The 12,346-nt window shown below is 53.5% G+C and carries 12 protein-coding genes; 10 read left to right on the top strand and 2 right to left on the bottom strand.

The annotated features are described in order from the left end of the window. Positions 1–85: 85 nt before the first annotated feature. On the bottom strand, positions 86–724 hold the full coding sequence (locus V7Z75_RS08540) for a hypothetical protein (protein ID WP_334108195.1): 639 nt from the start codon (positions 722–724) through the stop codon (positions 86–88). A gap of 50 nt (positions 725–774) precedes the next feature. Beyond that, on the bottom strand, positions 775–3,150 hold the full coding sequence (locus tag V7Z75_RS08535; RefSeq protein WP_334108194.1) for a penicillin-binding protein 1A: 2,376 nt from the start codon (positions 3,148–3,150) through the stop codon (positions 775–777). A gap of 165 nt (positions 3,151–3,315) precedes the next feature. Between V7Z75_RS08535 and V7Z75_RS08530 the strand changes: the two genes are divergently transcribed. The 10 genes from V7Z75_RS08530 to V7Z75_RS08485 all read left to right on the top strand — a co-directional run bounded on the left by V7Z75_RS08530 (position 3,316) and on the right by V7Z75_RS08485 (position 12,014). Further along, positions 3,316–4,386, top strand: a complete 1,071-nt coding sequence (locus tag V7Z75_RS08530; RefSeq protein ID WP_334108193.1) for a pilus assembly protein PilM — start codon at positions 3,316–3,318, stop codon at positions 4,384–4,386. Further along, positions 4,387–4,977 carry a PilN domain-containing protein gene (locus V7Z75_RS08525; RefSeq protein ID WP_334108192.1) on the top strand — a complete coding sequence of 197 codons (591 nt, stop codon included), beginning with the start codon at positions 4,387–4,389 and terminating at the stop codon, positions 4,975–4,977. Continuing rightward, entirely contained in the window at positions 4,974–5,609 is a 636-nt protein-coding gene (locus V7Z75_RS08520) for a type 4a pilus biogenesis protein PilO (protein WP_334108191.1), read from the top strand. The genes V7Z75_RS08525 and V7Z75_RS08520 overlap by 4 nt, the downstream gene beginning before the upstream one ends. Continuing rightward, a complete protein-coding gene (locus tag V7Z75_RS08515; protein WP_334108190.1) occupies positions 5,606–6,148 on the top strand; it encodes a pilus assembly protein PilP in 543 nt (180 codons plus the stop codon). Before V7Z75_RS08520 ends, V7Z75_RS08515 begins: the two co-directional genes overlap by 4 nt. A gap of 11 nt (positions 6,149–6,159) precedes the next feature. Continuing rightward, the gene (pilQ, locus tag V7Z75_RS08510) at positions 6,160–8,334 is read left to right on the top strand and encodes a type IV pilus secretin PilQ (protein ID WP_334108286.1); all 2,175 of its coding nucleotides are present in this window, start codon (positions 6,160–6,162) and stop codon (positions 8,332–8,334) included. 108 nt (positions 8,335–8,442) lie between these two features. Further along, positions 8,443–8,955 (top strand): shikimate kinase AroK, encoded by a 513-nt coding sequence (aroK, locus tag V7Z75_RS08505; protein WP_334108189.1) that lies wholly within the window; start codon positions 8,443–8,445, stop codon positions 8,953–8,955. Between the two features lie 4 nt (positions 8,956–8,959). After that, positions 8,960–10,039: a 3-dehydroquinate synthase gene (gene aroB, locus V7Z75_RS08500; protein ID WP_334108188.1), complete on the top strand. Its 1,080-nt coding sequence runs from the start codon at positions 8,960–8,962 to the stop codon at positions 10,037–10,039. After that, complete coding sequence (locus tag V7Z75_RS08495; RefSeq protein ID WP_334108187.1) at positions 10,036–11,154, top strand: deoxyguanosinetriphosphate triphosphohydrolase; 1,119 nt, start codon at positions 10,036–10,038, stop codon at positions 11,152–11,154. Before aroB ends, V7Z75_RS08495 begins: the two co-directional genes overlap by 4 nt. 177 nt (positions 11,155–11,331) lie before the next feature. Further along, positions 11,332–11,586 (top strand): type II toxin-antitoxin system Phd/YefM family antitoxin, encoded by a 255-nt coding sequence (locus V7Z75_RS08490; protein ID WP_334108186.1) that lies wholly within the window; start codon positions 11,332–11,334, stop codon positions 11,584–11,586. Next, entirely contained in the window at positions 11,583–12,014 is a 432-nt protein-coding gene (locus V7Z75_RS08485; RefSeq protein ID WP_334108185.1) for a type II toxin-antitoxin system VapC family toxin, read from the top strand. Before V7Z75_RS08490 ends, V7Z75_RS08485 begins: the two co-directional genes overlap by 4 nt. Positions 12,015–12,346 lie beyond the last annotated feature (332 nt).

The raw sequence follows: 12,346 nt of genomic DNA, 5'->3' as shown, positions 1-12,346 counted from the left end.
TTCTGATGATAATAGTTATGCCGACGTTGAGTCGGCATTTTTTTGCAGGTTACTCAGCAAGTCCGGAGTATTTCTAGTCCTGGCGCTAAAGTGCGGTAGGCGTTTCGCTTTGCCGGATCAGATTATTCAAGGTTTCCGCGTTGGCGCGGTTGGCATTGCTGCCGTTGACTGGGCTTTTGGTAGAGATGCGCATATCGTCGGTTTCGAACACGCTGAGCCGGATCAGGCCATTGGGGCCGTCCAGCGTGAATACCGGCACTTTTTTCCTGTCCGCGCTGCGGCGTTCGCTGACGCGGTACGATTTTTCATCCGTAATATAGGGAATTTGCTGGTTGAGCAGGAATATCTCTACTTCCTTCAGACTGTCGGCAAACAGGTGAATATGAGTCTCAGCGTATTTACCTGCGGTACCGTCCAGCACCGGGCCGGTCAGAAGTGGATTGAAGCGTTCCAGCAGCTGCATGACCAGCAGGGCGTCCTTGCGCAGTTGCAGCAGGGCTTCGGGCTGCTCGTCGCTGTTGTAGATATCGTGATAAAGCCGGATTTCTTCCTCGATTTCGCTATTGGTCGGCATGCATTGCGTATCGGTGATGCCGAGCTGCCGCCCGGCCTTGCGTTTGGCGTGGGCATAATCGGCAATGCCCTCTTCCGCCATCATCTGGGCGGCGACCTGCGCGATACGCTGACGTAATTGTGATTGGCGATTGCCACTGTCTTTTGCCATGATGCAAATACTCTTTCCAGGCCGATGAATGAAATTGCCCGTGGGCAAATTTAAAAGAGCTGGTCTGGCCTTGGAGGCTGGGTTTCCTGTTTTTCTGTGGGATGGGTCGATCCATGCCCGGGGATGGGGAAGCCGGGAATAGGGGAGAAAGCGGGCTCTTCGTCGGGTTCCTCCGGCGGGAACTCATGATAGAAATATTCCACGATACCAGTCTCATCCTTGGCGCGTATGCCAGTCGCGGGGTCGATACGGATGGCGCTCACCCCTTCAGGAATGATCGGGGTCACTTCCGGTACATTCTTCAGTGCGGTGCTCATGTAGTCTATCCAGATTGGTAATGCAGCCTTGCCACCGGTTTCCAGACTACCAAGGGATTTTGGCTTGTCGTAGCCCATCCAGGTGATAGCGACATGCTTGGGGCTGTAGCCTGCAAACCAGGCGTCGATCTGGTTGTTGGTGGTGCCAGTCTTGCCAGCGAGGTCAGAGCGGCCAAGGCTGCGGGCGCGAGTGGCAGTGCCCAGACGGACGACATCTTGGAGCATGGTATTCATGATGAAGGCATTGCGGCCATCAATCACGCGTGGTGCGCCCTTGCCAGCCAGCAATGGCCTGGATTGCTCCAGCACCTTTCCTCGGCTGTCCACCACCTTATCGATGATATACGGCTTGACGCGGTAGCCGCCATTGGCAAAGACGGCGTAGGCGCCGGACATTTGCCAGGGAGTGACGGAGCCTGCTCCCAGTGCCATGGCCAGATATGGAGGATGATCTTTCGGGGAGAAGCCGAAGCGCGTGATGTAATCCTGCGCGTAGTTGACGCCTATACCCTCAAGGATGCGGATGGAGACCATATTCTTGGACTTGACCAATGCGGTACGCATGCGCACTGGGCCATCATACTTACGGTCATAGTTCTTGGGCTCCCATGATGAGCCGCTGCCTGTTTCGCGTGCGGAAATCGAGATCGGCTCATCCTCTATCATGCTTGCGGGCGTAAGGCCTTTTTCCAGTGCAGCAGAGTAGATGAAAGGCTTGAAGCTGGAACCTGGCTGTCGCCATGCCTGCGTCACGTGGTTGAATTTGTTGCGGTTGAAATCGAAACCACCCACCAGTGCGTGGACTGCGCCGGTATCAGGATCCAGCGCCACTAACGCTGCCTCGGCCTGTGGCAATTGCACGATATGCCATTTATCGCCCTGGTGCATGATGCGAATCACTGCTCCCGGTTTGATCGTGCGTTTTGCAGCGTCTTTTTCTTCCAGTTGTTTTTTCACGAAGGCAAGACCGTCGCCACTGATATCGATATTGCTGCCGTTTTTGGAGTAAACGCTTACTATCTGTGGTGTTGCCTTGGTTACGACAGCGGGAATCATGCCCTGGAAGCTTTCCAGATCATCAAGCGCATTATCCAGCCAAGTACCATTGCCTGGCTCATTGGCGCCCGGCGTGACGGTTTTTTCCGGGCCGCGATAGCCATGGCGGCGGTCATAGTCGACGATGCCCTGCAAAATGGCACGGTTTGCTGCTTCCTGGTTGCTCTTGCGGATCGTGGTGTAAATCTTGAGGCCGCTGCTGTAAATATCGTCCTTGTAACGTTCATACATGGCCTGGCGCACGATTTCTGCTACATAGTCGGCGGATAATTCACGTATCTGGCGTGATTTACGGAAACGGTGAGGCTCTTTCAGCGCGGTCTCATACTGTTGTGGCGTGATGAAATGGAGATCTTTCATGCGGCGCAGCACATAGCGCTGCCGAGCCTCGGCGCGCTTGGGATTGGCAAATGGGTTGTAGCGGGAGGGCGCCTTCGGTAGGCCTGCCAACATGGCAGCTTCTGCAATACTGAGCTGGTTCAATGGCTTGCCGTAATACACCTGTGAAGCGGCAGCAAAACCGTAGGAACGATGGCCGAGGTAGATCTGGTTGATATACAGCTCCAGGATCTGATCCTTGGTCAGGCTGTGCTCGATCTTGATGGAAAGTAATGCCTCGCTGAGTTTGCGGGTCGCGGTTTTTTCGCGGGAGAGAAAGAAATTGCGCGCGACCTGCATGGTGATAGTGCTCGCGCCTTCCTTGAAACTGCCCGAAACGACGTTGGAAATGGCGGCGCGCAGGATGCCCAATGTATCAATCCCACCGTGCTGGTAAAAGCGTTCGTCCTCTGCAGACAGGATGGCCTGCTTGAGGATTTTGGGCGTGTCATTGATGCTGATGAAGGCGCGGCGCTCTTCGCCAAACTCGCCGATCAGATGGCCGTCCTCGGAATAGACCCGCATTGGAACCTTGGGCTTATAGTCAGTCAAGGCCTCCAGCGAAGGGAGTTCAGGATAGATCAATGTGGCAGCTAGCGCCACCAGGGCAGTTGCCACCAATCCCAGAATGACGCCGGTGAGGATCAGGAACTGCCACCATTTTTTCGGGAGCATTGATTTAGGGTTCAGTATTCATAACAGACGCCGTTATTATAAGAGGCATTACCATGTTTTAAAATCAAATTAATCTGCTTTGACTTGCGAGATGGTTGTTGCTAGCATCTAAAGTAAATTATAGAAGTAAGATTATAACTAACCGTATTGGAAAGGGAATTTCGTTTGAAATTCGACTTTTTCTCAGAGCGTTCAAAGCCGCTGATTGGGGTTGATATCAGTTCTGGTTCGGTCAAGATGGTCGAGCTGACACAGGGGAGCAAGGGGGCTTATCACCTGCAGGGTTATGCTGTTGCCGCCATGTCCAAGGATGCTGTCGTGGATGGCAATATTGTAGGCCTCGACCTGGTGGTCGATGCCGTCAAGCGAGCCTGGAAACTGTTGTCCACTCGTGAAAAGCGCGTGGCGCTTGCCTTGCCTGCGACTGCCGTCATCACCAAAAAAGTCATCATGCAGGGTGGGATGCGTGAAGAGGATATGGAGTTCCAGGTTGAGTCTGAAGCCAACCAATATATTCCCTTTCCGCTGGACGAAGTGAACATTGATTTCCAGGTGATAGGGCCGGCACCGGGCAACCCTGATGAGGTTGAAGTCTTGATCGCCGCCTCACGCAAGGAAAAGATCGAAGACCGGGTAGCGGCTGCGGAAGGCGCCGGTCTCAAGGTGGCTGTCGTCGATGTCGAGTCATATGCCACGGAAGCGGCTTTTTTGCTGGCAGCCACTGAGCTGCCCAAGTCTGGCAAAGGGCAAACCGTCATGGTAGTGGATGTGGGCAATGTCATGACCAACGTCTATGTTTTCCACGATGGTCAGTTGGTGCATAGCCGCGAGCAAGCGTTCGGCGGCTATCAGCTCACACTGGAAATCCAGCGTCGTTTTGGCGTCTCCACCGAAGAGGCTGAAATTGCCAAGCGTAATGGTGGCCTCCCGGACAGCTATGAGAGCGAAGTATTGCAGCCTTTTGTGGAGTCTCTCACGCAGGAAGTAATGCGCAGTCTGCAATTTTTCACCAATTCAACCCAATACAACAAAGTGGAGCATATCCTGCTGGCAGGCGGTTGCGCCTCGATTCCCGGTCTGGCATCGCTGGTTCAGGAAAAAACCCAGGCCAATACCGTGATTGCCAACCCTTTTAGCCGGATGACGGTCAATTCCCGGCTCAAGCAGCAGCAGGTCATTGCGGATGCGCCAGCCTTGATGATTGCTTGTGGCTTGGCCATGCGGAGGTTCGATTAAATGGTCAGGATCAACCTTCTTCCCCATCGCCAGATTCGCCGTGCCGAACGGCAACGCGAATTCAATCTTATGCTGGCATTCACGGCGGCAGCTGCTGCAGCCATCGTATTTCTCGGCAGCACGATTCTTGGCGGCAAACTGGATGCACAACAGAATCGCAATACCCGGCTCGAAGCTGCGAGTGCTAGTCTTGATCAGCAGATTGCCGAAATCAAGGAACTCAAGACCCAGATCCGCAATGTACTCGACCGCAAGCAGATCGTGGAAAATCTCCAGGTGAACCGCAGCCAGTCGGTCATGATGCTGGACGAGATCAGCCGCCAGCTACCCGAAGGCATGTATCTCCGGGCGCTCAAGCAACAGGGCGGATTGGTGACGTTGGAAGGCGTGGCGGATACCAATGCGCGGGTGGCAACTCTGGTGCGTAACTTGTCTGGTTCAAACTGGCTGCAATCCCCCAATCTGGTGGAAATCAAGACAGTTGTGGCGAATGGTATCAGGCAGAATAACTTTACCGTGACAGTGCAGTTGAAAGCGCCATCCTCCCATGATGACGATGCGCCTGCCGCGCAGAAAGGCGGTGCACTGTGAAGTTACAGGATTTTAACAATATCGACCTGAAAAATGCCGGTAGCCTGCCCTGGCCGGTCAAGGGTGTATTGCTGGGATTGTTGTTTGTGGTAATCGTGATCGCAGGCTACTGGTTTTTCTGGAGCCCAACCATGGAAGAACTGGATCAGGCGCGCGCAAAGGAAACCGAGTTGCGCGAGACCTTCCTTTCTAAGAAGCGCCAGGCCATCAACCTAGATGCCTACAAACAGCAAATGGTGGAAATCGAGCGCACGTTCGGGGCGCTGGTCAAGCAACTTCCAGACCGCTCGCAAATGGATGGCTTGCTCACTGATATCAACCAGGCCGGCCTGGAGCGTGGCCTGGAGTTTGAATTGTTTAAACCAGGTCAGGAAGTTATTGCCGATTTTTATGCTGAAATGCCGATCTCCATCAAGGTGACGGGCGCTTACCATGATCTGGGTGAATTTGCGGGCGATATCGCAAGATTGCCCCGCATCGTGACCCTTAATGATGTCGTCATTAATCCGCCTGGCAAGGATAACAAGGATGGCAAGCTGGTCATCGAGGCTGTGGCCCGTACCTATCGTTATCTGGACGCAAACGAAATTGCCAGCAAGAAGCAGGCGGAAAAGAAAGAGGCACGTAAATGAAGGCCATGAGCATGAGATTCCGGCATGAGCCTGGGCGATGCATGCATGTTGTCGTGCTGTCGATATGTCTGCTGTTGACTGCTTGCGGTGATGGGAAGGGGGATGACCTCGATCAATTCATTCGCGAGGCGGGTAATGATATGCATGCACGCATAGAGCCGTTGCCTGAAGTCAAACCTTATACTGCTGCCACCTATAATGCAGATGGTGTGCTGAATGATCCATTCAAGGCGCGCAAGATTGTCAACTCTCGCAGCAGCCTGCAGCCAAATATGAATCGCCCGCGTGAGCCGCTGGAGGGATTTCCGCTGGAAAGCCTAAAGTTTGTAGGTTCTCTGTCGAAGGATAAATTGAAATATGCCTTGATCCTGACACCGGAAAATCTGGTTCAGCAGATTAAAGTAGGTGGTTATATGGGCCAGAATTTTGGCAAGGTGACTGACATTAGTGAAAATGGTGTGACGCTCATGGAAATTATCCAGGATGAATTGAGCGGTGACTGGATAGAGCGTACTACCAGTATTGAATTGCAGGATTGAGGGTGAGCACAATGAGAATGATAAAGTGGGCTACTGGCCTGATATTTCTGCTGGCTACGCTGGTGGCGCAGGCGGCAGGGGAACAAGGGGACGAATTCGCCAACAAAATCGAGAAGATTGATTTTGTGGCGATGTCTGGCGGCAGGGTAGCTATTCAGGTGCAAACAACTGAGCCACTGGCAAATCCTCCTGCGGGCTTTACCTTGAACAACCCTTCGCGTATTGCGCTGGATTTTCCCGCAGTCGGCAATGGTTTGGGAAAGAACAGCCTGCAAGCCGGGCAAGGCGTGCTTAAGGTGGTGAATCTGGCACAGGCCAAGGATAGAACCCGCATGGTGCTCAACCTTGCCAAGATGGTAGCTTACAACACCACAACCCAGGGCCGTGAAACCACCATCATCCTGCAAGCAGGCGACGTTGCGACAAACAATCAGAATACAGTGTCGCGTTTTGCGGAAGCCAAGGCAGGGGAAAAATTCCACGCGCTGAACAATATCGATTTCATGCGTGGCAAAAATGGCGAGGGCCGCATCATTGTTGACCTGTCCGATGCCGCTGCCGGTATTGATATTCGCCAACAGGGTAAGACAGTGGTAGTAGATTTCATCAACACCGACCTGCCGCAGAACTTGCAGCGTCGCCTCAATGTGGTCAACTTCAATACTCCGGTATTGTATGTCGATGCCATGAAGCAGGGTAACAACACCCGCATGGTGATCGAGCCCAAGGGCATGTGGGAGCAATCCGCCTATCAGGCAGACAAGCGCTTCATCATCGATATCCGTCCCGTGGTGGAAGACCCTAATAAATTGGTGCAAAGCTCCAAGCCTGGCTATGCCGGTGAAAAGCTCTCGCTTAATTTCCAGAATATCGACGTGCGTTCCGTATTGCAGGTGATTGCCGACTTTACCGGCCTGAATATTGTGACCAGTGACACAGTGACTGGCAATCTCACCTTGCGCCTGAAAGATGTGCCTTGGGACCAGGCGCTGGACATTATTATGTCCAGCAAGGGTTTGACCCAGCGCAAGACTGGCAATGTGATCTGGGTAGCGCCTTCTGACGAAGTAGCCGCCAAGGAAAAGCTCGCACTGGAAGCCAGCCAGCAGATCGAGGATCTCGAACCCATGCGCACTGAAGTATTCACCCTGCGCTATCAAAAAGCCGAGAATTTCAAAAACATCATCAGCGACAGCAAGCAGAAAATCCTTTCCAAGCGTGGCAGTGCGGTTGTTGATGTGCGTACCAATACCGTGTTTGTGCAGGATACCGCCAAACACCTTGAGGAAATTCAGAGCATCATCAACAAGATTGATATTCCTGTGAAGCAGGTCATGATCGAATCGCGGTTGGTGATTGCGGATGAAAGATTTGGCCGCAGCCTGGGCGCGCGTTTCGGTGTGCAGAAACAGCAGACGAGCGGCAATACCAGATATGGCTCCAGCGGCACGCTGGGCAACACCATTACCCAGCGAACCGTGGACCCCACGACGGGCATGATTACTGAAACCATCGCCAACCGTATTGGCTCCTCTACACTGGCAACGACAAGCATTCCAGGAACAGTGGGTGTGGGTGTCAGCCCCGATGGCGCGCAAGACCTGAACGTGAACCTGCCGGTGGCCAATGCCTTTGGTAACTTTGCCTTCAGTCTGTTCCGTCTGCCAGCCGGTTTCCTGCTCAATCTTGAATTGTCTGCACTGGAAACCGACCAGCGTGGCAAGATCGTTTCCAGTCCACGTGTCACAACCGCCAATCAGCAAAAGGCCATCATCGAGCAAGGCACGCAAATTCCATATCAGCAGTCCACGAGTAGCGGCGCGACTGCAGTGCAGTTCAAGAATGCTTCGCTAAGCCTGGAAGTGACACCGCAAATTACGCCAGACGAAAAAATCATCATGGATCTGGAAGTGAAGAAGGACAAGGTTGGCCAGGTGTTCAACACTGTGCCTTCCATCGACACGCAGCGAGTGCAGACCCAGGTACTGGTTGCCAATGGCGAAACAGCGGTTCTCGGTGGCATTTATGAGCAAACTGAGCGTAATGATGTGGACAAGGTGCCATTCTTCGGTGATCTGCCCTTTGTAGGCAATGTGTTCAAGCGCCGGACCAAGCAAAGCGACAAGACCGAGTTGCTGATCTTCATCACACCAAAGGTGATGGACGAAAGTCTGTCGCTGCATTGATCGCCAAAGCTGGCTGTCACGGATATCGGGTCAGCCAGCCTTTTGTCATATCTGACAGCAGGGCCATATTCCCTTAAAATGCTCGCTTGTGTACGGCGAGCATTTTTTATGGCATCCAATATTTTCTTTGTAGGCTTAATGGGAGCAGGTAAAACCACCATAGGCCGGATTATTGCCAAGCACCTCAAAAAAACCTTTTACGATAGCGATCATGAAATCGAGCGCCGCACCGGCGTGAGCATTCCGGTTATCTTCGAACTGGAGAAAGAAGATGGCTTCCGCAGACGTGAAGCTTCGGTGATAGAAGAGTTAAGCCGGATGCAGGATATTGTCCTGGCCACTGGCGGAGGTGCAGTGCTGTTGCCTGAAAACCGTAAGCAGCTCAAGGAAAATGGTACAGTCATCTACTTGCGGGCCAATGTGCATGAGCTATGGCAGCGCACGCGCAACGACAAAAACCGCCCCTTGCTGCAAAATGGCAACCCACGCAAGAAGCTGGAAGAGCTGTTTGCCCAGCGTGACCCCTTGTATCGGGAAATAGCCTCCATTACCGTGGATACGGGTGGCCAATCCGTGAATACCATCGTTCACTATATCGAACAGAAACTTTTGACTTTATAACGCTATGCAAACACTACATGTAGCTCTGGGCGAGCGCTCTTATCCCATCCATATTGGCCGTGGTCTGCTAACCCAGCCGGAATTGATCCTGCCTTACCTCAAGCGCAAGCAGGTTGCCATTGTCACCAATACCACGGTCGCGCCGCTTTATCTGGAGAAGCTGGCCCAGCCTTTGCGTGACGCAGGCGTCAAGGTCATCTCCATCGTGTTGCCGGATGGTGAAGCCTACAAAAATGCTGCCACGCTCAACCTGATTTACGATGCGCTGCTGGAAAACCGCTGCGAGCGCAGCACCACCGTCATTGCGCTGGGCGGGGGCGTCATTGGTGACCTGGCTGGTTATGCGGCGGCGACTTACCTGCGCGGCGTGCCGTTTATTCAGGTACCGACCACCTTGCTGTCGCAGGTGGACTCCTCCGTCGGCGGCAAGACCGGTATCAACCACCCACTCGGCAAGAACATGATAGGTGCGTTCTACCAGCCGCAACTGGTGCTGGCGGATATCGACACCCTCAGCACACTGCCTGAGCGTGAACTCTCGGCGGGGTTGGCCGAAGTTATCAAATATGGCCTCATCCGTGATGAGCCATTCTTCAAATGGCAGGAAGTCAACATGCAGAAGCTGCTCGCGCTCGACACCGCAGCCATGAGCTACGCCATTTACCGCTCCTGCGAAAACAAGGCCGAAGTCGTCGCGGCAGATGAGCGTGAGGCTGGCGAACGTGCTCTGCTCAATCTCGGCCACACGTTCGGGCATGCCATCGAGAACGCCATGGGTTACGGCGTCTGGCTGCACGGCGAAGCTGTCGCGGCAGGCACCATGATGGCGGCCGACCTCTCCCGTCGCCTGGGTTGGCTCAATGCTGCCGATATCAGCCGTATTTCCGCCATCTTTGAGGAGGCACGCTTGCCGGTGATAGCTCCTGCGCTAGGCGTCGAACGCTATCTCGATCTCATGGGGTTGGACAAGAAGGTCGTCGATGGAAAAATCCGCCTCGTCCTCCAGCAAGGTATCGGCAAATCGCTGGTCACCAGCGATTACGACATGGCGCTGCTGAAAGCAACCCTGGCAGTGCCTGCATGAGCGAACTGGTGCCTTACGCGGCTGACCCGGCGCATAGCCGAGGCCGGATGCATGATGAGCCTGCGCCGGCCACGCGCAACCATTTCCAGCGCGACCGCGACCGCATCATCCACTCAGGCGCCTTTCGCCGTCTGGAATACAAAACCCAGGTCTTCATCAACCACGAAGGTGACCTGTTTCGTACCCGCCTCACCCACAGTCTCGAAGTCGCCCAAATAGGCCGCGCTATCGCGCGCAACCTCAACTTGCATGAAGACCTTATCGAAGCCATCGCGCTGGCCCACGATTTGGGGCACACCCCGTTTGGCCACGCCGGGCAGGACCAGCTCAATGAATGCATGCATGAATACGGCGGCTTTGAGCACAATCTGCAATCCCTCAGAGTGGTCGATCATCTCGAACAGCGCTATGCGGAATTCGATGGTCTCAATCTCACCTTCGAAGTCCGGGAAGGTATCCTCAAGCATTGCTCACTGCCCAATGCCCGACTGCTGGGTGAGGTCGGCGAACGTTTTCTCAACAAACAGCAGCCCTCGCTGGAGGCGCAAGTCGCCAACCTGGCTGATGAAATCGCCTACAACAACCACGATGTCGATGACGGCCTGCGTTCTGGCCTCATCACCATGGAGCAACTGGAACAAGTGCAGCTATTTGCCGAACAGCATGCGCTTGTGCAGCAGCGATACCCCGACCTCACAGGCCGTCGCCTTATCCACGAAACCGTGCGGCGCATGATACATATATTAGTGACTGATCTCTGCGAGCAAAGCCGCCGCAATATCGCCGCGCATGCGCCCAAGACGCTGGATGACGTGCGCAACCTGCCGCCTCTGATTGGTTTTAGTCCCGCTATCGAAGCGCAGCAGCTTGAGCTGAAACGCTTCCTCCGCAGCAATCTTTACCGCCACTACCGCGTCAACCGCATGACCTCCAAGGCCCGCCGCATCATTGCAGAGCTTTTCAATGCCTTTCTGACGGATCCCGGATTGCTGCCGGATGACTACCAAACCGAAAACCCTGACAAGCAACCCCGCGTCATCGCCGACTACATTGCTGGCATGACCGACCGCTACGCCATACGCGAGCATCAGCGTTTGTTCTCCATCACGGAATAATCCTAAAGGCTGAGGCTATGTATTGTAAGCGTAGCCTGGAAACTGTTCCCTGTAAGCCGTTGAAACCTTGTATCAATCCCTGGATGGAAGGAGAGTAATCAGTGACGGTGGGTTATTGCTCTTTTTTAATTAATTGTAGCAACATATCTACATTTATAATGGGTTTGAGGTGCAGTGATGACGATGACTACCTTATCCAGTAGGGAACTGAATCAGGATGTGACGCGGGCAAAAAAAGCTGCCAGGAACGGCCCCGTAATCATCACGGATCGCGGCAAACCTGCCCATGTATTGTTGAGTTTTGAGGACTATCAGCGGCTCACAAAGCAACGGCGGAATATTGCTGATGCGTTGGCAATGCCGGATGTTGCCGATATCGAGTTTGAAGCGCCACGTGCGAATATTGAAATCCAGTCGGCTGATCTCTCATGATGTACATTCTTGATACCAATGTGGTATCCGAGCTGCGGAAAATTCATGCTGGCAAAGCGGCCCCTAATGTTGCCGTATGGGCTGAAAGCATCGATGCAGCGGAACTGTTTGTTTCTATTGTCACCATCATGGAATTGGAATCGGGTGTGCTGGCGATGGAGCGCAAGGATGCAACCCAGGGAGCATTGCTACGCTCCTGGCTTGAGCAGCATGTGCTGCCAGAGTTCTCTGGAAGAACACTGCCAATTGATACCGTAGTTGCGCAACGCTGTGCCAGGTTACATATTCCCGATAAGCGTAGCGAGCGTGATGCCTTGATCGCAGCGACAGCATTAGTGCATGGTATGACTGTTGTCACGCGGAACGTGGCGGATTTCCAACCTACAGGAGTGGCGATGCTCAATCCATGGGAAGCCCTGCCATCGTGACTGTGCTTTGAGGCTCCTGTTGGTTCGAGCTGCCCTGCCTACCACCCCGTCATGCCGGATTGGATCTGGCATCTTGTTGTATTCCTGCGGCCTCATGAGTTCCCGGCTCAAGGCCGGGATGGCATGGTGGGTGAGAGAGCTCTGCTCAACGACATCCTCTTCAATTCACCTTTTCCCTTAGAAATAAATGCTAACTAGCTCATCAGAAAATAAATTTTCTTTGAGCTTGCAGGGGAAATTGTTTTTATGTTGCGTAATTGCAACACATGGATAGAAATATCATCAAAAAACCACATTAGCACTTGCGGGTATGGAAACAGCTTTGGCATACT

Origin of the sequence: Methylobacillus sp., assembly GCF_036844465.1 — a bacterium.
Classification (GTDB): domain Bacteria; phylum Pseudomonadota; class Gammaproteobacteria; order Burkholderiales; family Methylophilaceae; genus Methylobacillus.
This window is presented reverse-complemented; position numbering and strand designations above follow the sequence as displayed.